At 40.9% G+C, this 25,811-nt stretch carries 23 protein-coding genes and 1 pseudogene; 16 read left to right on the forward strand and 8 right to left on the reverse strand.

From position 1 onward, the window contains the following. Positions 1–146: 146 nt before the first annotated feature. The 8 genes from AC4MC0_RS07865 (at position 147) to AC4MC0_RS07900 (ending at position 11,095) form a co-directional block, all read left to right on the forward strand. Complete coding sequence (locus tag AC4MC0_RS07865; RefSeq protein WP_491887447.1) at positions 147–1,931, forward strand: IucA/IucC family protein; 1,785 nt, start codon at positions 147–149, stop codon at positions 1,929–1,931. Then, positions 1,924–3,375, forward strand: coding sequence for a lysine N(6)-hydroxylase/L-ornithine N(5)-oxygenase family protein (locus AC4MC0_RS07870; RefSeq protein ID WP_491887448.1), 1,452 nt, complete (start codon positions 1,924–1,926; stop codon positions 3,373–3,375). Before AC4MC0_RS07865 ends, AC4MC0_RS07870 begins: the two co-directional genes overlap by 8 nt. Continuing rightward, positions 3,372–5,207 carry an IucA/IucC family protein gene (locus AC4MC0_RS07875; protein ID WP_491887449.1) on the forward strand — a complete coding sequence of 612 codons (1,836 nt, stop codon included), beginning with the start codon at positions 3,372–3,374 and terminating at the stop codon, positions 5,205–5,207. The genes AC4MC0_RS07870 and AC4MC0_RS07875 overlap by 4 nt, the downstream gene beginning before the upstream one ends. Positions 5,208–5,235: 28 nt before the next feature. Beyond that, a complete protein-coding gene (locus tag AC4MC0_RS07880; RefSeq protein ID WP_005399548.1) occupies positions 5,236–5,880 on the forward strand; it encodes a GNAT family N-acetyltransferase in 645 nt (214 codons plus the stop codon). Then, complete coding sequence (locus tag AC4MC0_RS07885; RefSeq protein ID WP_114837024.1) at positions 5,877–6,257, forward strand: hypothetical protein; 381 nt, start codon at positions 5,877–5,879, stop codon at positions 6,255–6,257. Before AC4MC0_RS07880 ends, AC4MC0_RS07885 begins: the two co-directional genes overlap by 4 nt. After that, a complete protein-coding gene (locus AC4MC0_RS07890; protein WP_491887450.1) occupies positions 6,245–7,504 on the forward strand; it encodes an MFS transporter in 1,260 nt (419 codons plus the stop codon). The genes AC4MC0_RS07885 and AC4MC0_RS07890 overlap by 13 nt, the downstream gene beginning before the upstream one ends. 15 nt (positions 7,505–7,519) lie before the next feature. Further along, entirely contained in the window at positions 7,520–9,793 is a 2,274-nt protein-coding gene (locus AC4MC0_RS07895; protein WP_419283211.1) for a TonB-dependent receptor, read from the forward strand. Between the two features lie 75 nt (positions 9,794–9,868). Next, on the forward strand, positions 9,869–11,095 hold the full coding sequence (locus AC4MC0_RS07900; RefSeq protein WP_078425628.1) for an MFS transporter: 1,227 nt from the start codon (positions 9,869–9,871) through the stop codon (positions 11,093–11,095). Positions 11,096–11,114: 19 nt separating this feature from the next. Here the strand turns inward: AC4MC0_RS07900 and AC4MC0_RS07905 are convergent, their stop codons facing one another. Both AC4MC0_RS07905 and AC4MC0_RS07910 read right to left on the reverse strand, forming a co-directional pair. Continuing rightward, positions 11,115–11,816 (reverse strand): LrgB family protein, encoded by a 702-nt coding sequence (locus tag AC4MC0_RS07905; RefSeq protein WP_078425627.1) that lies wholly within the window; start codon positions 11,814–11,816, stop codon positions 11,115–11,117. A gap of 9 nt (positions 11,817–11,825) precedes the next feature. Next, a complete protein-coding gene (locus AC4MC0_RS07910; RefSeq protein WP_491887451.1) occupies positions 11,826–12,242 on the reverse strand; it encodes a CidA/LrgA family protein in 417 nt (138 codons plus the stop codon). A 100-nt stretch (positions 12,243–12,342) separates the two neighbouring features. Between AC4MC0_RS07910 and AC4MC0_RS07915 the strand changes: the two genes are divergently transcribed. The 3 genes from AC4MC0_RS07915 (at position 12,343) to AC4MC0_RS07925 (ending at position 16,212) form a co-directional block, all read left to right on the forward strand. Continuing rightward, a complete protein-coding gene (locus AC4MC0_RS07915; RefSeq protein WP_491887452.1) occupies positions 12,343–13,242 on the forward strand; it encodes a LysR family transcriptional regulator in 900 nt (299 codons plus the stop codon). A gap of 205 nt (positions 13,243–13,447) precedes the next feature. Continuing rightward, complete coding sequence (gene mtlD / locus AC4MC0_RS07920; RefSeq protein WP_491887453.1) at positions 13,448–15,589, forward strand: bifunctional mannitol-1-phosphate dehydrogenase/phosphatase; 2,142 nt, start codon at positions 13,448–13,450, stop codon at positions 15,587–15,589. A gap of 134 nt (positions 15,590–15,723) precedes the next feature. After that, on the forward strand, positions 15,724–16,212 hold the full coding sequence (locus tag AC4MC0_RS07925) for a winged helix-turn-helix transcriptional regulator (RefSeq protein ID WP_491887454.1): 489 nt from the start codon (positions 15,724–15,726) through the stop codon (positions 16,210–16,212). A 2-nt stretch (positions 16,213–16,214) separates the two neighbouring features. Here the strand turns inward: AC4MC0_RS07925 and AC4MC0_RS07930 are convergent, their stop codons facing one another. Genes AC4MC0_RS07930 through tusD form a run of 4 tightly spaced genes read right to left on the reverse strand, consistent with a single transcriptional unit; the run spans position 16,215 to position 17,596 of the window. Further along, positions 16,215–16,526, reverse strand: coding sequence for a TusE/DsrC/DsvC family sulfur relay protein (locus tag AC4MC0_RS07930; protein ID WP_491887455.1), 312 nt, complete (start codon positions 16,524–16,526; stop codon positions 16,215–16,217). A gap of 14 nt (positions 16,527–16,540) precedes the next feature. Beyond that, positions 16,541–16,822, reverse strand: a complete 282-nt coding sequence (locus AC4MC0_RS07935) for a DsrH/TusB family sulfur metabolism protein (protein ID WP_279678081.1) — start codon at positions 16,820–16,822, stop codon at positions 16,541–16,543. Between the two features lie 10 nt (positions 16,823–16,832). Then, positions 16,833–17,183 (reverse strand): hypothetical protein, encoded by a 351-nt coding sequence (locus tag AC4MC0_RS07940; RefSeq protein WP_491887456.1) that lies wholly within the window; start codon positions 17,181–17,183, stop codon positions 16,833–16,835. Positions 17,184–17,227: 44 nt separating this feature from the next. Beyond that, positions 17,228–17,596, reverse strand: coding sequence for a sulfurtransferase complex subunit TusD (tusD, locus tag AC4MC0_RS07945; protein ID WP_010326624.1), 369 nt, complete (start codon positions 17,594–17,596; stop codon positions 17,228–17,230). Positions 17,597–17,667: 71 nt separating this feature from the next. On the opposite strand from tusD, the gene AC4MC0_RS07950 reads away from it, so the two are divergent. From AC4MC0_RS07950 to AC4MC0_RS07965, 4 genes are all read left to right on the forward strand, one after another. Next, positions 17,668–18,675: an NAD-dependent epimerase/dehydratase family protein gene (locus tag AC4MC0_RS07950; protein ID WP_491887457.1), complete on the forward strand. Its 1,008-nt coding sequence runs from the start codon at positions 17,668–17,670 to the stop codon at positions 18,673–18,675. Positions 18,676–18,786: 111 nt separating this feature from the next. Further along, a complete protein-coding gene (gene fumC / locus AC4MC0_RS07955; protein WP_151836389.1) occupies positions 18,787–20,181 on the forward strand; it encodes a class II fumarate hydratase in 1,395 nt (464 codons plus the stop codon). A 107-nt stretch (positions 20,182–20,288) separates the two neighbouring features. Continuing rightward, the gene (locus AC4MC0_RS07960; RefSeq protein WP_151836388.1) at positions 20,289–20,780 is read left to right on the forward strand and encodes a hypothetical protein; all 492 of its coding nucleotides are present in this window, start codon (positions 20,289–20,291) and stop codon (positions 20,778–20,780) included. A 187-nt stretch (positions 20,781–20,967) separates the two neighbouring features. Then, positions 20,968–21,570, forward strand: coding sequence for a nitroreductase family protein (locus tag AC4MC0_RS07965; RefSeq protein WP_205668056.1), 603 nt, complete (start codon positions 20,968–20,970; stop codon positions 21,568–21,570). A gap of 196 nt (positions 21,571–21,766) precedes the next feature. On the opposite strand, the gene AC4MC0_RS07970 is transcribed toward AC4MC0_RS07965, so the two are convergent. Beyond that, positions 21,767–22,699 (reverse strand): IS5-like element ISAba12 family transposase, encoded by a 933-nt coding sequence (locus AC4MC0_RS07970; RefSeq protein ID WP_053579251.1) that lies wholly within the window; start codon positions 22,697–22,699, stop codon positions 21,767–21,769. 200 nt (positions 22,700–22,899) lie between these two features. Here AC4MC0_RS07970 and AC4MC0_RS07975 point away from each other — a divergent pair. Further along, a pseudogene (locus tag AC4MC0_RS07975) lies at positions 22,900–24,585 on the forward strand (T6SS phospholipase effector Tle1-like catalytic domain-containing protein). Between the two features lie 298 nt (positions 24,586–24,883). Here AC4MC0_RS07975 and AC4MC0_RS07980 read toward each other — a convergent pair. Further along, positions 24,884–25,801 (reverse strand): LysR family transcriptional regulator, encoded by a 918-nt coding sequence (locus tag AC4MC0_RS07980; protein WP_005399530.1) that lies wholly within the window; start codon positions 25,799–25,801, stop codon positions 24,884–24,886. Between the last annotated feature and the right edge of the window lie 10 nt (positions 25,802–25,811).

The following is a 25,811-nucleotide window of genomic DNA, read 5'->3' on the forward strand; positions in this document are numbered from 1 at the left end:
TTTCAAAAGTAAACAAAATTGCAAAGATAAATGATAATAATTACCATTAACATGCTTTTTGCAGCGTTGGCCAACGTGAACACCTTTAAGAAACATAATTACATGAAATGAGCTTGGAATAAGCTTTAAAAAGAGGAAATGGTCAGATGAAAGAGCTAGCCAATCGCTTGGCGATGCAGCATCTTGTCAATGCATACTCACAAGAAACAGGCAAGGCGAGCTTGTTTGAGAAGTATCAACAAAATTCAACTCAACTCGCGTTTAGCCAAGGTTTGACGCTGTTATCTTTGCCGCTTAGTTTAATCCAAGCACAGCTTTTTGTTCCATTAAGCTATGTCAGTCGTGTTGGGCGACATCGTATTGCGGCTTTACCGCAAATTTTTCAAAAAGGCCAAAAGCTTAACTTTAGCGCAGTAGCCATGGTTAGTTTGCTACTAGAAGAGTTAGTGCAACAATCCGAAGGCCATGTCGATGCAGCATCCTTGGTTGAACGTTGGATTCAAAGTCGTGATGCATTACAACAGTTTTTAAATATTCGGGCAGAAGATTTTGATGCGCTCGTACAGGTTGAGCAAGGTTTCATAGAGTCTGAACAGGCTTTGATTTTAGGTCATAGCATGCATCCTGCACCGAAAAGCCGAACAGGTTTTGTCCATGAGGACTGGCAAAAATATTCACCAGAAGCTTGTGGTCAGACCCAGCTGTATTATTGGCTGGTGGCACCGGAATATATTGCAGAAGGAACAGCGCTTGAGCAGGATTTTTCAATACAACTTAAACAAGAAATCAAATGGCATTTGTCTGAATCGGAACTTGAGACTTTAGCTACATATGCACATTACAAGCTGCTACCACTGCATCCATGGCAAGCCCGCTATTTACAAAGCAAAGTATGGTTTAAAAGTTTAAAGGCTAAACTAAAAATCATCGATTTGGGCGAAAAAGCATGGATATTTTCACCAACCACTTCTGTACGTACTTTGGCGAGTTTTAACGCGCCGTGGATGCTGAAACCATCGCTTTCAGTGATGATTACCAACTCTATCCGCGTCAATTTAGCAAAAGAATGTCACCGCGGTGAAATGACGCATCGGCTTTGGCACAGTGAGTTAGGGCAAAGTATTTTAAAACAATGTCCAAGCCTAAAAGCGGTGAATGATCCGGCGTGGATTGCTCTTCAGTTGGATGGTGAAATCATCGATGAAACGATTTGTATTGTGCGTGATCAGCCTTTTATTCCCGAACAGCAAGTCACGTGTATTGCTTCATTGTGTCAGGATCATCCCGTAGAAGAACGTAATCGTTTTAATGCATTATTTGATCAAATTGCTTCTCAACAAAAGTTAAATGATAAAGCACAAATCGCTCATGATTGGTTTAAGATCTTTTTAAACATCAGTCTGAGCCCACTCATGTACGTCTACCATCGTTATGGTATGGCCTTTGAGTCACATCAGCAAAATGTCTTGGTTGAATTGAAAGATGGCTGGCCACAGTGGCTATGGCTACGGGACAATCAAGGTTTTTATTATATCGAAGAACTCGCAGATGAAATTTTACAACAATTTCCAGAACTGAATGATAAAGCCCATGCGGTAGGTTCAAAGGCTTTTGTCGATGAGCGCTTTAGTTATTATTTCTTTGGCAATACCTTGTTTGGCATCATCAATGCCATCGGTGCAACAGGTTTTGTCAGTGAGCAAGATTTACTGTCTATATTACAGCAACACCTCTTTGACCTGTTGAAGCAATATTCAGAGAGTAGTTTGATTCAAAGTCTGTTGTATCAACCGACGCTGCCTTATAAGGGTAACTTACTGACCCGTTTATATGAACTGGATGAATTGATTGCACCCGTTGAAAATCAATCTGTCTATATTCCGTTAGCCAATCCGCTCTATATCAAACAAGAGGATGCTCTCTATGCTTGATTTTATTGCGATTGGCCTTGGGCCATTTAACTTAAGCCTAGCCAGTTTATTGCATGAAAAGACAGAATTGCACTATCTATTTTTTGAAAAAAAAGTGCAGTTCGACTGGCATGCAGGTATGCAACTTCCCAATACGGTCTTGCAAGTTCCATTCATGGCGGATTTGGTGTCGATGGTCGATCCGACCAGTCCGTTAAGTTTTTTGAATTACCTAAAATCACAGCAGCGCTTATATAAGTTCTACTTCCTTGAGCAGCCTCATATTCCGCGCCGTGAATATAACCATTATTGCCAATGGGTGGCAGATCAACTGGGTCATATACAGTACCAATCGACGGTGAAGGCCATTTATGCCAAAAGCGAAGGTTTTGAGGTGGTGGTTGAGCAAGGCGGGCGTTTTATTCGTTACTTGTGTCGAAACTTGGTGATTGGTTCGGGAAACCAGCCTTATCTACCTGAATGTCTGCGTAAGTTACAACAGCAAGTCCCTGAAAAATGTATTCATTCGGCAGATTACTTAACCCATAAAAAAGACAAGCTCAAAGGTAATGTCGTAGTTTTAGGTTCAGGTCAGTCTTCTGCTGAAGTCTTTTTAGATTTGTTCGATCAGCAGTATCAACATGACTGTGTAGCAACGGCTAACTTTAAGTTGCATTGGCTGACGCGTTCCAATGGCTTTTTCCCGATGGAATATGCACCTTTGGGCTTGGAACATTTTAGTCCGAACTATACCCAACATTTTTATAGACTTTCAGAAACACAAAAAGCAGCGCAGTTGAAAGATCAAAGCTTGCTGTACAAAGGTATTAGTGCCAAAACCATACGTGAGATTTACCAAAAACTTTACCACCGTAGTATTGCCTCGGCTACACAAGCAACACATTTGCATGCACAAATCCAGTTGCTTGATGCTGAGTTAGTGGAAAGTCAGCAGATTCGCTTGAGCCTTGAACATACCGTAACCGAGCAACGTTTTTATATAGATGCTGATTTTGTAGTGGCATCTACAGGTTATTACAGCCCAGAGTTTTCATTTTTTAAATACTTAAAACCCTTGATTGCAACAGATCAAGCGGGGCGTTGGAAGGTGAGCCAAGACTATCGTTTGCAGCATACAGCAATGGGGGAAATTTATGTGCAAAACCAAGAAATGCACAGCCATGGTGTAGGTACACCAGATTTAGGTTTAGGCGCTTTTCGTGCTGCGACCATTGCCAATCAACTACTAGGTTATCAGCTGTATGAGCTGGACAGTAATGAAAAGACCTTTCAGCATTTCAGCGCTGAGCAGAACCCTGAAATGTATGTGCAGCATGACACATCCACTACACGAACAGCAGCTTTAACACCATCGAGTCCTAAATCAAAAAATATTGAGCAGCGCAAAATACAAACAGGGTCACATCCCTCTATGCAGCCTTATACATTCGAGAAAATCATATGAGCTTTGCACAACTTCAAGTGAATCAGAAACAGTGGCGTTTGGCAGGACAGCGCTTAATTGAAATGGCGATTGCTGAATTTTTATATGAAGAAATTATTCAAGTGACCCATTTAAAGGATAATCGTTATCAGCTCATGTTGGATGGTCAAACCTATACTTTTAAAGCACAAAACTATTTATTGGGACATTGGCAGATTGAGGAGGGTTCAGTACGTGAGTTGAGCGTGGCTGAAGACCTGCCTGCATGGAACTTACATACTTTTATTCGTGCGTTTTCAAATCAAACCGAAGTGAAGCCTTTTACCAAGGCATATCTCATCAAAGAAATGAACAATACGTGGTTAGCTGAGGCGCATTTATTTGATGAAAGTCGTTTAAGCAGTGAAGCAGTATTGACCGCATCGCATCATGAAATTGAAGGCATGCTCCGTGGTCATCCGTGGTTGATTATGAGCAAAGGTCGTATGGGTTTTGGTTATGACGACTACTTAAGTGCAGCTCCTGAACTTTCGCCAACGGTAAAAGTGCTGTGGCTCGCGGTGCATCGTGATTTGGCAGAGTTCCGTTCCACCGAGGAGTGGCAAGCAGGGAGACTTTATCAACATGAGTTAAGTGCAGAAGAACTCGCAAATTTTGAACAAAAATTACATGAGAGAGGTTGCTCTTGTCGTGATTATTTCCTCATTCCAGTACATGCATGGCAGTGGCATCAATGGTTAGTGCCAACCTATGCCAATGAAATCGTGGATCGGCGCATTATTGAACTAGGCGTTGGGCAAGATGACTATGTACCTATGCAGTCGATTCGCACGCTTTGCAACATCAGTCAGCCTGAGCGTCATTATGTCAAATTACCTGTCAGTATCTTCAATACTGCGGTGTATCGTGGGTTGCCGTCTAAACGAAACTTAGCAGCTCCAGCCGTCACAGCTTGGTTAAAGCAGATTCAATCTCAAGATTCAGACTTGAAACAGTCAGGCGTTGCATTCTTAGGTGAAGTGGCAACTTTGACCATTCATCAGCCTTGTTTTGATCAGATTGAAGGTGCGCCGTATCAGTTTAAAGAACTGTTTGGCTGTTTGTGGCGTGAAAGTGTAGATCCAGTGATTGGAACAGGTGAACAGGCACTTTCTCAAGCGGCTTTATTACATCGAGACATCAACGGACAGTCGATATTAGCCGTGTTGATTCAGGCGTCGGGTTTGAGTCCATTACAGTGGTTAAAACGCTTTGCGGAAGTCTCTGTTACTCCACTCTTAATCTGCTTGTACAAATATGGCTTGGCTTTTTCTCCACATGGGGAAAATACCATGCTTATTCATGCCAATGGCGTACCGCAGAAAATGGTGCTGAAAGACTTTATTGATGATGTCAATTTGGTTGATGAAGACTTTCCAGAATTGGCCAGTTTACCTATCGAAGGGCAAATTTTACTGCGTCATCCTGCGCATGAACTCAGTCATTTTATTTTCACTGGGCTGTTTATGGTGCATTACCGTTATATCTGTAATGTATTCCTACAAGACTACCCTGAGCATAGCGAAGTTGAATTTTGGCAAACCATTTCATCTGTCATTGATGCTTTTCATCAGGCACATCCAGAGTTGGCAGAACGCATCGAAAAATTTGCCATGTTTAGAGCCGAATTTGAAAAAATTTGTTTAAACCGAGTGCGTCTATTTACCACCAGTTACAACGACGAAGCAGAACGTCCTGTCCCGGTATTTTTAGATCCAATTGCCAATCCTGTCAGCCCTGAAACCTTAAAACGATGGTCAGCGCAGGTATCTAAATCAACTGACGATACAACCACAAAGCGTATTGCATCATAAAAAACCAAAAAATTTAGCAGGCTACCATATGAAAACACTTTCACAGCAACTTCCCGATTTCTACGAATACTATGAGAATGAGACGCAATTTTACTTGCGCCAAGTACAGTATCCGCAGGACTTAGCACTGTTACATAAATGGATGCATGAGCCTCATGTTATTCCACAGTGGCAGCTGAATAAGTCTGAAGTTGATCTCGCGGTGTATTTTGAAAAAATGCTGGCCGATGACCATCACCGTTTGTTGATCGTTGGGGTGGATGGACAGGATGTGGGCTATACCGAAATCTATGAAGGCAAGCGTGACCGTCTAGGACGTTATTACGATGGTGATGATTTAGACCTCGGTTGGCATTTATTGTTTGGTGAAAAGTCGGCTTTCGGCAAAGGCTACTTGCGTCCAGTGATGCGGCTATTAGGTTTTTATATTTTTGAAAATGCACCTTCCGACAAAATTGTCGGGGAGCCTGACCACACCGTTAAACCTTATGCCGCAGTAGTGGAAGAAATGTGCTATGAGGCGCAGCGCTTGATCCCGATGCCTGAAAAAACGGCCATGTTGTATTACTGCTTTAAACAAAAATTCTATGAAAAATTTGGAGGGTATTTAACTGATTCAAATGCATTTATGCAAAACCATAACCCACTCAATAGGACTGAGGAACTTACATGAGCTATAGCTCAGAACATATACAAATCATGGACATGCGCTTTTCAGCGCATGTCACTGTTGCCGAATTTGAACAATGGCTCAGTCAAGTTGAACGTTTTTTCTTAAAGAAACAGCACTTTGTTTTGGTCATGCAAACCGATATCGGTACGGAATTTCCTGAGGAATATCGCCAACTACAAGCAGCTTGGTACAAAAAGTATAAACAACTTTTTTTTCAATACTGCTTGGGTCTGGTTCGAATTGCACAAGACCCAACCGACCAACAACGACTGAATACACCTTCGCTGCATGCTGCATGGCGGGTGCCTTACTACGTCACACTTGATCATTCTGATGCACTGCAATGGGCAGTGCAGAGGTGGATATGCAAAACCTAAATACACAAAGAGCAACACGCCAAATCTCAGCTTTGAGCTTAGCCGTTGTCATTGTTTTATATCTGGCACATGCCTTACCTTTGTATTTTTACAATGTGGCATTGCCCGCTATTTTACGACATCAGGGGGTAGACTTACGTTGGATTGGAATGCTGTCGCTGCTTTATATTCCATGGGCGTTTAAGTTCTTATGGGCACCACTCATTGACCGGCTTTATATCAAAAAGTTAGGTAAAAGAAAAACATGGCTGCTCTTTACACAAGTAGCACTGGTACTTGGGGTATTGGCCTTGGCATTTACCCAGTTCTCTTATGGACTGGTGGTGTTTGTTGTGATTGGCTTGTGGATTTCAAGCTTTGCGGCGACACAAGACATTGCCATAGATGGTTATACCGTAGAAACCTTTTCAGCATCTGAGTACCGCCTGGGTAGTATGGCTCAGAGTATAGGGGTCGCTTTGGGGAGTATGTTGGGGGGCGCAGCTACACTGTGGCTATACCAGTACTATGGCTGGGAAAGCGCATTGGTGTGTTTAGCGCTCATGACCGCTTTAACGATGTTTGCTGTTTTTTATATTCAAGAAAATGCAAACGAACAGACAAATATTGCCAAACAATCGCCTAGCTTAGTCCGTGCTTTCAAACGTCCCGAAATTTTATCTGCCTTAGCACTGATCCTGTGTTATCGCGTGGTGGAAGCACCAGCAATGGCGATGCTCAATCCAATGCTGATTGATCAGAAATGGACACTTGCCCAAATTGGGGTGTTGATGTCTGTGATTGGCGCAGGTGTGGGTTTGCTCGCTGCTGTGAGTGCCGCATTTTTATTGAAAAAAATTCAGGCTACACAGTTGCTCATTTGGGCGGGGTGGTGTCGAACGGCGTTGTATGGGGTGATTGGTGCAGCCATTATTTTGGGCTGGTTAAACCAGTGGCATTTGCTCTTGGGGGGATTTGTCATTGTCATGCTTGCGATTCGTTATGTCGCGATGACTTCGTTATATGCCTATTTCATGCAAAGCAGTTCCAAAGAACAGGCAGGCACTGATTTCACTATTTTAGTGTGCTTTGAGCTACTGGTTTATTTCATCGGGGGAGCGGCATCGGGCTTTTTAGCCAAATCACTTGGCTATGGCCGTTTTTATGTGGTGTTGGCGGTTGCGTCTGTAGTCAGTGTACTACTGAGCCAATACATCATTGCACGTCATCAAAAAACTCAACAAAAACTGTTGAATCAAGAAATTTAATAAAAGGACAAAGAAATGAACCGTTTTATGTTACCTATGCAGTTGACTTGTTTAACACTGGCTGTATGTACACAGTTATATGCTCAAGATAACGTTCTAACAAATTCAGCAAGTCAGACAAGCGGTGTTGAAGCCCAACAAAAAGAAACCACACAACTTGCACCGATTGTGGTGACAGCAACCCGCTCTGCAAAGAGTATTGCGGATATTGCGGGGACAGTTTACAGCATTGACCAAGCTGAAATTGAAAAACAGGCCAATGCTGGCAAGAGCATTGCCGATATTTTGGGAACACTGGTTCCATCTCTTACACCGAGTAGCGGAACAACCTCAAACTATGGCATGACCATGCGTGGTCGTGTGGTGCAGTACATGATTGATGGCGTGCCTCAGACAGGTTCTCGTGATAGTTCACGTCAGTTGAATAGTATCAGCCCAAATTCGATTGAACGTATCGAAGTGGTATCTGGTGCAAGTAGTATCTATGGTGCAGGTGCGACAGGCGGTATTATCAATATCATTACCAAAAAAGGTAGTGATGATGCACTGAGCTTTGAATCTAAACTCGGTGTGACGTCGGGTGATAATATCCGTAGCGATGCTATGGCATATGAAGCATTCCAATCGGTTGCCTTTAATCAAGGTGATATGAGTGGTTATTTGGGTGCGAGTTATAACAAACGTGGCGAATTTCAAGATAGCCACGGTGAGCGTATCGGACCTGAAGTTGCACAGACTGATCGTCAAGACACAGAAACTGTCGATGTGAATGGTCGCCTAAGTTGGCAATTTACTGACAATCAAAAGCTAAGCTTTGGTGCGCAATATTATAATGATGAGCAAGATAGTGAGTATGGTCCTGATTATGGTACAGGCTTAGCCGTTCTATTTGGTGCGGAGCCGACTTTAAATGCTGTAAAAGGTTTAGATCTCGATACTCAGCCAAGAACCAAACGTTCGAACTTCAATCTGCAATATGAGCATCAAGATTTATTAGGGCAGATATTAAATGCAGAAGCTTATTATCGTTCAGAAACAGGACGTTTTTATCCAAGTGCAAATTATCTAGCGCATGCTGCAATTCCAAGTGGTGGCACATATATCGTAACGCAATCGGAAACGGATATTGATGTATGGGGCGCTCGACTAGCTTTACAAAAAGCCTTTGATCTTGGTAGTCGTAGTCTGAACCTAACTTATGGTATGGATTATGATTTTGAGCAGGGTTCTCAGACTGCACAACAATATAATCTTGGAACCTTTATGGCGAGTAATGGTTTGACACTCGATCCACAAAATGAATATGTCTTTGGTCCTGATGTCGATACGTCGAAATTTGGTCTTTTCTTACAAACTCAATTCGATGTTACGGATCGCTTAAATCTACAAGCTGGTATTCGTCATGAGCGTATTGATAGTGAAGTTCAGGACTCGATTCCTTACAGTGAAGCGATGGTTGCAGATGCTATTCCAACATATACACCAATTGCTTTAAATGGTGGTACGATCAAACATGATGCAACATTATTTAATCTTGGTGCTGTATATCATTTGACGGATGCTCAACAAGTTTTTGCAAACTTTTCTCAAGGATCAAGTTTACCTGATATTCAACGTATGCTTCGTGATGTACCTGCAAGTTTTACTGTGAATAGTCAAACTATTGATCCAATTAAAGTTAATAACTATGAGCTGGGCTGGCGTGTACAAGCTGCAAATGGTTTAAATGCGAGTGTCACCACTTTCTATAATGACTCAGATAAAAGTTTAAAGTTTGGCCGTCCCAACTACACGATTGAAGTACTAGATACCGATGAGCGCGTTTATGGTATTGAAGGAAATCTGTCATATCGACTACAGCCAAATTGGACAGTGGGTGGAACCATGGCTTATACCCGCGGACAATTTAAAAATACCGCAGGGAAGTGGCAAGAGCTAGATGCAATCCGTGTTGCACCACTGAAAGGTACAGCATTCTCTGAGTGGCAGTTTAACAACGATATGAGCCTGCGTGTTCAAGCTCTTGCTATTGGTGGTACTGATAAAGCCAAAAAAGATGCTGTAAAGTACGGTTCAACGGTTCCTGCTGAAATCAAAGGTTTCGCAACAATGGACGTCATAGCCAATGCCAAAGCAGGTCCAGGTACGGTCGGATTTGGTGTATATAACGTTTGGAATACGGACTACAAATCAGTCTATAGTCAAGCTGTGGAGTCAGTTTATGGTGCTATTTCAAGCTTACCTGCCCAAGGCCGAACCTATGGTTTGAGCTATACATTAAAATATTAATTGCACAACCAGAGGTAGCTTTCAGCTACCTCTTTGCTTTGTAATCTCGCTTTAAGAAATGGTTTAAATAATAAAATGAATAGCAATAACAAAATCTTTATTGCAGGCAGCCTTGCCAATGGCGCTTGTTTTTCGATGATTTTACCTTTACTTGCACCGTTTATTCGGCAACTGGGGCTGACTGAACTGCAAGGTGGAGCATTGGTTTCGGCTGGTGCTTTGGTGATGGCCATTTCAGCTATTTATATTTCCAAACAAACTCAAAAATTCAGCATTTATCAATTGTTAAGTATCGGTTTTATCGGTATGGCGATCACTTGGGGCTTATTTGCGGCGGTACTCAGTTATGGGCTGAGTTATGCCATTTCATTTGCTGCTTTGTTTAGTTTATTGATATTGACCCGTGCCAGTACTGGCTTTTTTATGGCGATGCCACAAATTGCGCTGCAGAGTTATGTCATGACGGCTTTTCACAGTGAACAGGAACGTAGCCAGAATATGGCGAAGTTTGGCGCGCTGAACAGTTTAGGCGTGGTGATAGGTCCTTTAGCGACGACATTATTGCTGACATGGAGCATGTTGACACCATTGTGGGGTGCAGTGGCTATTCTAACGGCTATGGCGGCTTGGATTGTACTAGGCTTTCAAGGGAAGCAAGCGTCACAGACACAAGAACGGGACGAAACCACAGCGAAATTACAAGACGTGTCTACAGAAAAGCTGCAATGGTCAAAGTTAGGGATTTGGTTATTGCTGGGCTTTAGCCTATATGTCGCTATTGTCACCCTGAATTTAACCGCTGGTTTTTATATCCAAGATCGATTTCATTTTGATACCTACCAAAGTGCAGTGTATTTTTCTCAGTGTTCATTGATTGTGGGGATAGCGCTCGTTTTGATGCAATTGGCGATTTCAAAATGGTTTAAGTGGTCGATTAAACAATTGCTTTGGGTCGGTCTTGTGACGATGGTTTTGGGTTTATTACTTTCACTGAGTGCCAGTCAGATTTGGACTTTCCAAGCAGCTTATATTTTTTACGGAATCGCCGTGGCCTGTTTAATCCCAGCTTTTACCACGGGGGCAGCCCAAACCGCACCAACCACGCTACAAACTACAATTGCTAGTTTATGCACAGCTACGCAAGCACTGAGTTTCGTTTTTGCACCGTTGTTAAGTACAGGCTTATATCAGTGGAATCAGCATTTACCCTATTATTTTTTATTGGCATTGATGACGGGGCTGATGCTGTACTTTAGCTTTAAACACATACAAGTAAACAAGGATCTCAGTAGTGTGGTATGAGATCCTTTATTGATGATGTTTAACCAAGAAGATAAACGACAGCGTGAATTAAACTTGGGCCAAACAGCACCATGAAAATACCTGCCAAAACCATACTGAGGCAGGCCGCGACGCCTTCTTCTTTATGACGTTTGAAAGCAGTGCTGGTACCAAAACCATGTGCGGCACTACCCAATGATGCACCTTGAGCAAATTTAGAATCCAATTTTAGAACAAGCAATACGCTGTTAGCCAAGAGTCCACCAACGATACCTGTAATCACAGTGAATAAAATCACCAGCTCGACTGAGCCTCCGACGGCTTGCGTGACTTCCATGGCAAAAGGGGTAGAGATAGAGCGGCTCATCAGACTGTAACTGGTCACAGCATCAAAATGGAACAAACGTGCCAAGTAAAAAGAGCTGACTACGCCAACCAACATACCCACGATAATGCCTAAAGCAATCGAAAAAGCATGCTGCTGAATGACTTTGCGATATTCATAGATCGGGATGGCAAACGCGACCGTTGCAGGGCCTAACATCCAGACTAACCATTTGCTGTAGTACATATAGTTGTCATATTGGATGTTGAAAAACACCAGACACAAAATAATCAGACAGGGAATAAAAACCGCTGGTGAGAGCAATACATAAGGATGTTTTTGATAAAACTTTTTACCCCAAAGATAGGCCAGTACAGTCCCGATAAAACAGATCAAGGCAACGAAATGAATATGCATGATTGTTCCTTAAATGTGACTTTTCAACTGATGTGACTGCTTGGGCTTTTTTTGAAACTTGGCTTCAAGCTTAAAGCCCAAGAAAACACAGTAGGCAGTGCAGGTCATCACGCAAATGGTTCCAAGGACAATAGAGAAAACCAGTTGCCAACCTTGGGTAAGAAAAAGATGTTTGTATTTGATTAAGCCAATAATACAGGGGATAAAAAACAACAACAGTTCAGCTAAAAGCAAATCCGAACCTGACTTAATCCAGTCCAGCTTAAATACACCCGCTAACAGAGAAATAAGTAAAAGCGTTAGACCCACGACCCCACCTGATATCGGTAAAGACAGGGCGACTTGTATCAGCGTTCCGATATACCAAAGCCCAATCAGTAAACCTATTTGAAGAGTAGAACGATAAGGCAATTTGAACGAACGCATCGGAAGGCCACAGAGTATAAGTTGTTGGTGTTATTTTAAGTTTGACCTGATCGTGTAATTATGAATAATAAAATAATAATTATGCTTAATTGGAATAATTTTGGATTTTAAAGCGCTAAAAATATTTGTGCAACTGGTGAAAAGTCACAGTTTTAGTCTTGCTGCGGAGGAGCTATCGGTGACTCAACCTACTATTAGTAAATCTTTAAAACAATTAGAAGACGAGATAGGACTGCCTCTATTTCATAAAGGTGAAGCAGGGCGAAAGCGAGAAGTCAAACTGACCTATATGGGAGAACAAGTCTATCTGCATGCCCTGCAGATTTTGCAGCAGGAGCAACAGATCTTTGAAGCAGCAGATCAAATTCGTGGGCTGAAACAAGGTGTGCTGAGGTTGGGTTTGCCACCTTTAGGCTCAGTATTGTTGAGTTCCTTAATCGTTAAATTTCACAAATTATATCCCAACATTGAATTGAACTTTTTAGAAGTCGGTGCGACAGGCATTGAAGAAGCCATTTTGGCCAAAAAAATTGACGTTGGGATTTTATTGGGCGAGTTAAAACCCAGTATTCAAGGTATTCAAATTATCGATTCACCGTTGTGTTTGCTTTCCAACTACGATTCACAGTGGAGAAAGCGCGATGTGGTGCAGTTTGCTGAACTTCAAGAAGAATCCTTTCTACTATATGCAGACACCTTTACTTTAAATCATGTGATTCTAGATGCTGCGATGGCGGCTGGTTTTGAACCCAAAGTGTTATGCAAAAGTAGCCAGTGGGACTTTATTGCCAAAATGGTCGAGTCAGGTGTCGGCATTGCTTTATTGCCGCAAATTTATTGTGAGCAGTTAGATCGCGCAAAATTCAGTGTCAGTTTAGTGAAACAACCCAGCTTGCGTTGGAACTTAAATATGGCATGGAATTCAACCGTAGTGATGAATCCCGCAACTCGTGCATGGTTATCGATCATTGATGAATATAAAGATCAAATTCATTTTTAGATATTTCATCTTCAGACACGCTTTATTAAAAAATGATCACTCTGGTTACGTTTTGATTACCTAGTATTACCTTATGTTTACAAAAAAATGTCTAAATACCAATTTATTGATTAATAAGTAAACAAAAATGTTTCATAAAATCAGATCAAAGTCTCTGTGCCCGATTTTTGTATAGTCTAAGTGCAAACATAAAAACGGAGGCTAAATGTTTAAATTTAAGAATGATATTGTGCACGGTGCGCTTTTTGACATGGATGGAACAATGTTTGATACCGAGCGTTTACGGTTTCAAACCTTGCAACAGGCATCCAAAGAGCTAATTGGGGTCGAGTTTTCAGATGCCTACCTTATGGCATGTTTAGGCTTAAGCGCTCGAAGTGCGGAAGCCTTGGCGCAAAAGCAATATGGACAGGAAGTTCCCTATGCAGAGATTCGTAAGCGAGCAGATGAATTAGAATTAGATACAGTGCGCCAATATGGTGTGCCGATTAAAAAAGGTTTGGTACAAGTTCTAGAACGCTTACGTAAAGCAGGATTACGTATGGCCGTGGCGACGTCTAGTCGAAGAGCGATTGCTGAAGAGTATTTAATCAATGCCAATGTTTATAAGTTTTTTGATGTTTTGGTCTGTGGTGATGAGGTTGAAAAGGGGAAACCACATCCTGAAATTTTTTTAAGTGCAGCGCAAAAACTAAACCTTGAACCTGCGCAGTGTTTTATGTTTGAAGACTCTGAAAATGGTATCCGTTCGGCACATGATGCTGGGGGTATCTGTGTACTGTTCAAAGATATTAAGGAACCCAATGCAAGCATGTTGGCACATGCCAATTATTATTTTGAAAATATGTATGATTATCTAACGGAATTAGATATCTATAGCTCGCATCTGGAAATGCCTAATTTACAAGAAAGCTTTCCTCAAACTTTAAATCAACTAACTGTGGGGATTCATGGATTTGGCGCCATTGGCGGAGGCTATATTGCACAAATCTTGTCGCATTGGGATGGCTATACGCGTCCTAAAAAAATCTATGCGTCTACACGCAACAGTTTATACCGTTCAGCTGTAAACGCTTTTGGGGCGTATTGTATTCGCTATGGGCAAGTGTCTTATGATGAGCGTATTGAAAATATGCATATTATCGATGCTGAAGACTTACAGCAGATGCATGCCATGTACGTCGAGTCGAGTTTAATTGCGATTTGTTTAGCTGAAAATGCATTAGCCAGTGAAGCTGCAACCATTGCACAGGGCCTCTATGCACGCTATCTGGCGCAAGATGAGCAAGTTAAAACTCCACTGACGCTGTTAATTATCTTAAATAAAATTGGTGCTAAGCAGTTGGTTCTAGAGCAGGTACGTAAAGCATTGGTAGAGTTAACAAACCATGCTGTTGCTGACTTTATTTTAGAGCAACACTATTTCTGCGATACGGTAGTAAACCGTATGGTATCTAAGTTGAGCGATAAAAACCTTTATCGTCAACTGTGCATTAAATACAACATTTTTAAGCAATATCAACTTGATGATGAGAGTAATCAAATTGAAGTTGAAGATGTCAGTAAACTGAGTGCAGAGCAAGAGCGCCGTGCCAGTGAATATGTAGAAGATTTAAGACAAAATTTCCAACCGAGTCATATTTTACAGCATATGGATTTAATCCTTTTCAATGCTGAAATGGATATGCCGATCTATGTGGAAAACAAAAGTCCCTTACTCAGTAAAATGCGTCAAATGATCTTGGTAGATCAAATTTCAGATATTCAGCTTATTAAAAACCGTTTATGGAATGGTGTACATGCCATGACTGCGTGGTATGCGAGCCTACTCGGGCATCAGACTATTGGTGTAGCGATGGGCGACCCGCGAGTGCAGTATTACGTTGAAAAACTGCTTGCAGAAGTGATGCAAGGTCTGGCGCATTACCTGCCAAAACGCAAAAATGATTTAACGCGCTTAGCACGAAGTTTTGATCAATCTTGTCAGTATGCCTATAAAGACCCATGTAGTCGGGTTGGGCGTGATCCACTGCGTAAGTTGAGTGCTTTTGAACGTGTATTTTCATCGGTCGCGTACAATGTTTCAAACGGATTTTCTTTTGAAGCGCTATTAAGTGGTGCGATCTTTGGCTATTTGTATTTGATGGAAGAAGAGAACCAGCCAACAGATGTGTTGTTAGGGCATCTGAAGCAGCAACTTCAACAAATGAACCTGTCAAAAGCGCACAAAAAAGCGCTGTTTTATGTCATTCAAAAACGTCTCAATGAATATCAAAAAGGTGAGCTGGGAATGGAAGATTTTATGATCCCTGACCAACCCCAAAATACTGAAATGAGCTGTGCTTAGGTCTTCATGAAGTTCAGATATCTTTGAGCCGTCTTAAATGTTAAATCAACATAAGAAAAGCTGGGTAAAAAGAGCTTTTCTTATGGTCTTAAATCTTTTAACGTTAGAACTAAGAGAGACTTGGTTTTTTTACAATGAAATGGGATGAGATCGGGGAAGAACCGTGTTCAATTGCACGAACGCTGTCGGTGATTGGCGATCGGTGGACGATGTTGATTTTACGAAATGCATTCTTGGGTGCACGCCGTTTTGAAAGTTTTCAACAAAACTTAGGTGTCACTCGTCATGTGCTTTCTGAGCGTTTAAAGCGTTTGGTTGAACATGATATTTTGGAGAAAAGACCCTATACAGATCGCCAAGAGCGCTTTGAATATTGTCTGACTGAAAAAGGTTTGGCTTTATACCCAGTGCTGATGTCCATGGCAACATGGGCCGATCAATGGATGGACGAGGGCTTAGGTCGTCCCGTACAATTTATCCATAAAACCTGTGGGCATAGCATTCAGCCACATTTGGTTTGTAACGAATGTGGTGATGCCATACATGCCAAAGACATCAAAGCGATACCGACACAGGTTTATGTCGATGCTTTAGCTGCTCAATCAGACGTTAAACAAGCTTAAGTTTATAAACAGTTTGCAGGTTTTGGCACGCCTGCCAAACGACTCAGATGGCGCGCTACAAGCCCAGTATTAAACTTTTCTTGCAGTATGGCATTATTGATGTCTGCACTGACTGTTTTCATTAAAAACTTAATCAGCGGACGTGTTGCAGGTGAGTGTCCAAACTGTTGGTAAAATTGACGCACTGCTATGAGGATTTCAAAGTGCCAATCGGTCAATTCAAGCTCTAAAGATTTTGCTAAATCTTTTGCAACCTCTTGATTCCAAATGGTGTAATCAACCAAATGACCATCTTGGTCTAATTCTAAATTCATCTAAACACTCAAAACTATTTCAAACTGATACAACGACTATGGTTTAAGCATAGCTCAGCAAACCTAGCATAGCTGATGGTTTCTAGGTTACTCGGATGGGCAGCAGCGATATTTTCAGCATCCTGCTCAAGCACAAATATACAAGGCAACTGTTGAATAAAAGTATGCTCTATATACAGGGCTGCATCTCCCATTAAAACCACATCATCCCCTGATTGATACAGGTTTTGTAATTTACTCAGCGCTAGCTCTGTCGCAGAAAATGGAGACTGCACGAGATAAAGTGTTTTGCTCATAGCTGGCTCCTTACCAATACAATACATGGTCAAACTGTTGTATTAAATTGGCATTAAGTTCAATACATTCTATTTCTTGCTCGGTTTGTTGAACAAAGGCAGAAGCTTGATTTTTGGTTTCAATCCAAATTGGGCTCAGGTCATAAAACTCAAAGCTATCAACCATGTTTGAAGCCAGTTTAAATGCATGTTTTAAGGGTTCAAATGACTGAGAATTGTTTAATAAGCTGAGCGCAGCATCTTGTAATAGGACTTTGACTTCACAGCCAAAAGTCGCGAGAACCATCGTTGCAGACAGGCTTTCATGCACTTGCAAAGAGTTCAAATTGGCTTGGGTTAAAATAACCAGTACAGATTTCACACAATATACCTTTTAAAAGCAACAAATTCTTGAAAACTTAGCACTTAGAATTGAATTAAGCGCTCCGCAGACTGAACGGCATCGGCTAGTTCCCCTAGGCCTACCAAGTCAAAACCTGTAGCAAGATTATGCTGTGCTAACTGATGACGCTGTGCATTTTCGGCATCGGTAATTCCTCGGGCCAAAGCTGCACTTACACAAACGGGTAGGCGAATGGCGAGTTTTTGCCACTCAGAACATAGATTCCGTTGGTCGTCAGGTACCCATTGCAGGGCATTGGCAACTTGAACAGCATCTTGGTAGAAAAACACTCGAAAGGGTTCATTTTTCCCATGCAGTGCTTGCGCTAAACCTAGAGCATGCCATGCATGAATTGAACTCGGTGCGGAGGTAATTAGTAATAAAGTACTCATCAAACTTCACTAGAGGAATGTCCAAATCTTGCTTGGTACATTCGGACTTCATAATAAAAAGGTAGTATACAATGATTTTAGTGACTGGTGGTTTAGGCTTTATAGGCTCTCATATTGCTTTGAGCTTTATGGCGCATGGGCAAGAGGTCATTATTGTAGACAATTTATCCAATGCGAACTTACAAACTCTTGAACGATTAGAATTTATTAGTGGCATGTACGTGCCTTTTGTCAAAATTGATATACGAAATACGCCTGCTTTAAACAAAGTTTTTGAGCAGTATTCCATCGATGCGGTAGTGCATGCTGCAAGTTTTAAATCGCTTGAAGAATCTGTACTGAAGCCTTTGGAATACTATAATGACAATGTCAGTTGTATCATGAGTTTACTGCGTGCCATGCAGCGCACAGGTGTACGCACTTTGGTTCATCTTTCCAGTCTTGCGGTCTATGGTGAATCCAGCCTACATTTAAAAGAAGATTTGGAGCTGAATTTCGGCTATCCAAACCCGTATATCAAATCGCAGCAAATGGTCGAAGAAATTATTCGAGATACAGCAAAAACGGATAATGAATGGAAAATTGCAATTTTAAGTATGGGCAATGTTGCTGGTGCATTTGAAAATGCGATGCTCGGAGAACTGTTCCCACCTTTACCGAAAAATATTATTCCACTGTTGATGCAAGTCGCTGCAAAACAGCGTGATCACATTGAACTCAGAAAAAGTGCACAAACCACAGATCATACCGTAGAGCGTAGTTTTTTACATATCCTCGATGCCTGTGATGCGATTGCGGCTTCGCTACAATGGTTAAGTACTCAACAGTTTGCTTGTGAAGCCTTTAATATCGCAGGTCAAAGTGTATCGATACAGCAGTTGGTTGAAAAAGTTGAAAATGTAACACAAAGTGATATTGCTACAGTCGATGTTGTGGATTCGCATATCGTGGAATTAGATCAGGTCGCAGCAGAGTGTAGTAAAGCGAAAAACGTTTTACACTGGCAAGCGAAACGCAGTTTAGAACAAACCCTTGAAGATGGATGGCGTTTCTACCAACAAAGTTTAGATGGCCGTTAATTAATTTAATGATAACAATTATCATTTACATATTTTTGCTTAATCATTAAGATAAGGAAAACAAGCGCAAAATAATCATTTTGCAATTCACTTAAAAAGGAAGAGGTTAAAATGCAAACACGTATTGAACATGACACGATGGGCGAAGTTGAAGTACCGAGCGAAGCACTTTGGGGTGCTCAAACTCAGCGTAGTTTGCAAAACTTTAAAATTGGCAGTGAACGTTTACCACGACCAATGATTCGTGCCATGGGCTTGGTGAAAAAAGCAGCAGCACAGACCAATGCTGAACTTAACCAAATTCCACAAGAACTGGCGCAATACATCGTCGGTGCTGCGGATGAAGTGATTGCAGGGCAGTGGGATAGTCAGTTTCCTTTGGTGGTATGGCAAACTGGTTCAGGCACACAAAGCAACATGAACTGTAATGAAGTGATTGCCAATATCGCCAATCAGAAACTCGGGAATCCTTTAGGCGCACAAAAACCTGTACACCCGAATGATCACGTGAATCGTGCTCAGTCGACCAATGACTCGTTCCCAACGGCGATTCATGTCGCAGCAAGCATTCAGATCAATGAATTACTGATTCCTGCAGTTACCCAGCTTCGACATACTTTAGAGGCAAAGTCTCAAGCATTTGCTGACATCGTCAAAATTGGCCGAACTCATTTACAAGATGCGACACCCTTAACCTTAGGCCAAGAATTTAGCGGTTATGTTTCTCAGCTCGATCACGGCTTAAAGCGTTTACAACAAGCACTTTCAGGTTTGTATGAACTACCTTTAGGTGGAACAGCTGTAGGAACAGGACTGAACGCTCATCCTGATTATGCAGAAAAATCAGCGGAGCAACTGGCACAGTTGACTGGACTACCTTTTGTGACTGCACCAAATAAATTTGAAGCATTGGCTGGGCGTGATGCAGCAGTGTTTGCCTCGGGTGCATTAAAAACGCTTGCGGTAAGTTTGAATAAGATTGCCAATGACATTCGCTGGTTGGCAAGTGGCCCGCGTTGTGGTTTTGGCGAGTTACGTATTCCAGAAAATGAGCCAGGCTCAAGTATTATGCCGGGGAAAGTGAATCCGACTCAAAGTGAAGCGATGACCATGGTGGTGGCTCAAGTCTTGGGCAATGACACCACGATTAATGTTGCGGGCGCATCGGGTAACTTTGAGTTGAATGTATTCATGCCAGTGATTGCGTTTAATTTATTGCAGTCGATTCAGCTTTTGGGTGACGCATGTAATAGTTTTAATGATCACTGTGCAGTGGGTATTGAACCAAACCGTGAAAAAATTGATCACTTCTTACATGACTCATTGATGTTAGTTACGGCTTTAAACCCAGTGATTGGCTATGAAAATGCAGCGAAAGTTGCCAAAACAGCCTACAAAGAAGGGAAAACGTTAAAACAGGTGGCCGTAGAGTTGAACTTAGTCACGGCTGAGCAGTTTGATGAAGTAGTACGTCCAGAGCAAATGATTTCACCAAATGTAAAATAGCCCTTGGTCCAGATGCTCAACTAAAGAGCAAATGAACATCAGCGGTTTTTATCTTTGGGCGAAGTCGGTACAATGGTCGACTAAAGATAAACTGCTGATGAGTTACCATGCTTGATATTTATTTGACAGATGTTCAGAAAAACGTGCAATTTAACGATTATCCGGGTGAACATCCTGTTAAATTTGTTTTAAATTTCAAAAAGATTTTCCCAAGTGTTATGGAGTTATTACTTCCTGTACTACCTGAAAATGAAAATCTTGAAGAAATGACATGGGAATCAACTACGGCTGACTTTGAACTTTTCAAACTGTTGTTGAGTGGTTGGGGCGTGATTGAATTACGCTTAAACGCGATCAAACAGTTTAAAGATAAAGATTTTGCCGATGCTCTAGTGAAACGTGCACAACAAAAGCGCAAAGACTTTGCAAAAGCACAGCAACAGTTGAAAACAGTTGAACTCGATTATTTATTTATGCATGAGATTCATGCATTGATCGATGCAGAATTGGTTGAACTGGGTGAAAAGTTCTATTTACCCGTTCTTCGTGACTTATGGAAAAATAAAATTCCAACTCAAGTCTTAGAAGCCAAATTTTAAGTCATTCAAAAAATCCTCCAAATGGAGGATTTTTTATATCGATAGCAAAACTATGTATTTGCGAGAACAAGAAAGTATTTAAACTGCATCTAAAGCACTAAATTTTATTATTTGGTCAAATGTTGGAATTAATATTGCTTGATACATTGGGTCATCATTCACACTATAGCCGTAAGGATTTCATAATATGTCAAATCAGTTCATCGACTTAATCACAAAGCGTCGTACCATTTATGCCATTGGTAAAAAGGTCGAGCACAGCCCTGAATTTTTAACTGATTTGATTCAAACTGCCATTAAACAAAGCCCATCATCGTTCAATTCACAGTCATCTCGGGCGGTAATTTTATTTAATGCGGAACATGAAAAGTTTTGGACTTTTGTGGCTGAAAAACTGAAGTCTTACGCTAAAGATGAAAAAAGTGCGGCTAAAACAACGGCAAAAATGGCCAGTTTTGCAGCAGGTGTGGGAACAGTTTTATTTTTTGAAGATTTAGAGGTAATTCAGAACCTACAAGAGCAATTTCCATCTTATGCTGAAAATTTCCCAGTATGGGCAGAGCATTCAACTGCAATAGCGCAGTTTGCAACTTGGACTGCATTACATACTTTAGGTTTAGGTGCATCTTTACAGCATTACAATCCAATTGTAGATGAAGAAGTCCATGCTGAGTGGAATGTGCCTGCAAGTTGGAAACTGCGAGCACAACTGGTCTTTGGTTCAGTTGAGGGCGAAGCTAAAGAAAAAGGCTTTGTGGATGATGCTGTACGCTTTAAAGTCTTCAAATAATCAATGAAAAAGCCGCTTTATATGGAGCGGCTTTTTTTAGGCTTAGTTTTACAGATTGGTTACTTCTTCATTTTGCGGTAGTCACTCGGGCGAATAGGGCGGGTTCCGCGCCATAAACCTTTCTTGTGCTTTTTCGCATGGCTTGGCTTTGTTGCACAAAGATTTGAAATGCAAAGCGCCCCTAATTGAGCCAAATTTAAGGCGTAACTTGGGTAAGTGGTCGACCTAATTCCGTAAATCTGTTAAGGACTGCTACACGTGCATGGATCTCATTCACTTGGCTATCAAAACTCCTTGCACTGAGTTTATCTCCTAATAATTTGATGCAATGCATCTTAGTTTCAACCAAACTTCGCCGATGATAGCCTGACCATTTTTTCCATAGTGTCCTGCCTAAACGTTTAATTGTTCGAAGTAATTCATTTCGCTCTAGCGAGCTACTCTTTGTATCTTTCCATGGTTTCGCATTTTTTCTAGGTGGAATCACCGCATGCGCTTGCCGATCTGCAATGACCTGACGGCATTGCTTGGTGTCATAAGCTCCATCGGTATAAACAGAGTCAATCCGCTCATCTTGTGGAATCTGATTAAGTAAATCACCAAGCACCTGTGAATCACTGACATTATTGGTTGTAAGCTGAACTGCTCGTATTTGCAGGGTTTTAGCATCTATACCAATATGAAGTTTACGCCATTGGCGACGATATTCAGGTCCATGTTTCTTGCGTTTCCATTCGCCCTCACCTAGAAACTTCATGCCTGTAGAGTCCATGAGTAGATGCAGCCCATCGCTACTTTTTTGGTAGCTGATTACAATATCAATATGCTTTTGTCTTCTACAAAGCGTGGTGTAATCTGGAGCTATCCAATTTAATCCGCAAAGTTTAATCAGACTTTGCACAAAGCCAGTGACCATACGTAAAGACAGACGGAATAAGGATTTAATCATTAAGCAGCATTGGATGGCTGCGTCGGAGTAGGTTTGATTTCGCCCTTGTTTGCCTTTTGATGGCGCATACCATTGCGTAGCAGGATCAAACCAAATGGCAATATTTCCGCGACTCATGAGTGCTCGGTTATATGCGGGCCAATTGGTTGTGCGGTAGATTTTGTGTGTAGGCTTCTTCATTTGAAAATTATATCGCTGAAAAACCCTTTACAGATAGGTTTGTGCAACAAAGCCATTAAAAGGTAAGAAATATTTAGCGGCACATTTATATCCAGATGACACAGTTGAAGTTACGACATCTAATAACTGGCCAAATCCAACTGAAAAAGGTAGTAAATGGCTAAATCAATTGAAAAAATAATAGATAGTGAGCGTAGCTAATGTTTACGAAAACGATTATAAAACGGACAGCAGAAACCAATAGTGATGTTTCCAATACTCCACCTACTGCAAAACAAGATTGTTCAGATGTAGTCCATATTTCAGTTTTTTTTGATGGTACAGGCAATAACAAAGATGCCGATGAGGAAAAAAAGAAGTGGTCTAACCCTGCTCGATTATGGCGTAGTGCTAATCAATATGTTGTAGATAGTAGAATAAATAATTCAACTTCTAATTATGCAATCTATGTATCAGGCGTAGGCACACGTTTTAATGGCGAGTTAAATATATTTCAACGTGCACTCGCTATGATGCAAGACCATAGTGGTTTTGGCCTTGGTGTGGGGACAGGTGGTACCCGACGCCTAGATTATGGCGAAGATCAGCTGAATGATGCTTTAAAGCAAGTCATGATTATAAATGCAAAAAAATCAGAAATAGACACAGGTAAATATGCCAGTGAAAAAAAAAGTGTATAGTTTTGCAGAGGTCGATAATAGTTTAAAGCAACATCGCCTCATTAAAAAATTAATATTTCTACATTCGGCTTCTCTCGTGGAGCAGCTCTAGCCCGTGCATTTACGAATCAATTTATGTGGCAATGCGAATCTGATTGTAACGGTTTAAGTTACGGCACTGGAAAATACCCCATAGAATTTAAATTTATGGGTATCTTTGATACCGTTGCTTCATTTGGCCTACCCGCGACCAACTTAAATAATAATTTAACCTTTGATGGTCGGGATATGGTCATTGATGAACGCATCAAAATGTGTGTGCACCATGTAGCAGGAAATGAGCTGCGCTTTGCTTTCCCCGTGGATTTAATTCATAAAGAAAATGGTCAAATTTCCAATCCAAATTGGAAAGAACTTGTTTATCCAGGCATGCATTCCGATGTGGGTGGTGGCTATACACCTGGCAGCCAGAATGTAAATGATAACTTTGCCCGTATCCCATTGAAAGATATGTTGGAAGATGCTGTCAGTGCAGGTGTTCGAATGTTTGACTATAACCAATTAAAAGAAAAATATGGGGCATTATTTACTGAACAGTTTGAAATTCAAAACGAAACACAGCGTTTGTATGATGCAGTAAAAGCACTAATACCATCTACAGGAAAAGTTCAAGATCAAATTGCTGCCGCTATGAAAGTTTATTATAGTGCGTATGGAACATTGGCGAGAAGCAAGACAGCCTCTGTCAGTCAAAATGTACGTAAAGATAATAAATTTCGTGAAATATTACCGATCGGCCCATCAGATATGGCAACTGAAATCAGCCGCTTAGAAAAATTACAAAACCTAACAGCACCTAATAAATCTGGTGGAATAAATATTTTTAGAATATTGTCACCTGTTTCAAAAGCATATGAGTTTTTCTTAGACGTAGAAGATTGGGAGTTCGCGAGTTGGCATAAAGAATCAACACCAGAAATTATGAGCTTTTATCAAAACTATATTCATGACTCTAAGTACGGTTTTATGAGTAATGCTGAACCTTTTAGTTATTTCCGTCAAAGAACGGTATATGAGTCCCGTCGTAGTGGAAAGGGCGAAGAGGTAGATCAAAAAACTGCAGAAGATAAAGCAGTATGCGCTGTGGTAAATAGGGAAGTACAACACGAAGAATTTTTTGATGCATTTGAACGAGCTAAACAAGAAGATTTACCGTTAGCTATGTAAAAAAGAATAAACTCTTGGTACGGTCGCTAAGTTCTAAACGGCTTTAATTCCTTATAGGTGCTATTAAGAAATTAACATTTATTCCATATTTTAAGCATCTTAAGATGAGATGCTTATTGTTTACTTTCAAATTGAGTGTTCCTACAAATGGTTATGGTGTATATAACAAAGATACAGAATTAGAAAAAACAAGGAGTAATTTGTAAGACTGGTGCGTTGGTTGTTTAGAGGTTCCAAATGACAGTCAATACAGGAACTAAGTTAGAACTTCGATTTTTTTTAAATTTTATAAAATAGCCTAAGCAAAAATTTTATAAATTTCGTTCCTAAAAAAAAGGTGTCTTTTATTTTCAGTTAAATTTTTATGCCAATAAATTCCAATATTCATCTGCGGCAGTTTCACAGGAACATCAAAAATATTGAGCAGAGGGGAAACATGCAAATGGCTCAAAATATTTTGAGGAATCGTTAAAATTGCATTTGGATATTGCTCTAAAATTTGTAGCGCAGTGGAATAGTGCTGACAACGCAAAAAAACCTGCCTAGACAGTTGCTTACGATTTAAATGAACATCTTCAACCAAAACACCAGTACGCCGCGAAGATACACCAATATGTGGTGCAGCCAAATACAATTCAGCATTGATTTGCTGGAGCTGAGTACAAGCCACAAACTGGTCTTTGACCAAGCTCTCAAATTGAATTTTATCGCCAAAGTTTTGTTCCAAATCAATTACAAAATCAATTTGCTGAGAAACTAAATCAGCATCTACTGTTTTACGGTCAAGCTTGCTACTCATGAACTGAATACTTAGTCCAAGTTTCTGAAAGTGAGCAACTAACTTTGGGAAAACAATTGGTTCGATTTCATCATGAATCGCAATTTTTAGGCTTTGAACCATGTTGGGGTCGAAGCTTTGCTGCTGCATGGAAATACTTTGAATTGCAATTAAAGCATTTTTAATAATTAGGTAATTTTGTTCTGCAAAAGGTGTTGGAAGCATTTGGCTGCCAGAGCGAACAAATAAATCATCCTTTAAATGGCTACGTAGACGCTGCAAGGCATGACTAGCAGCAGACTGCGTAATCGACAAGATTTGAGCTGCTTTAGAAATACTTTTTTGCTCATAAATTGCAATAAAAAGCGGGTATAAATTGATATCGATGCGATGAAAAAGCCCCATATCAATGGGTGACTTACTATGAATACTGTTCATGCTGATCTAT

It is taken from the genome of Acinetobacter sp. CAU_H_S139_7, from assembly GCF_058599305.1.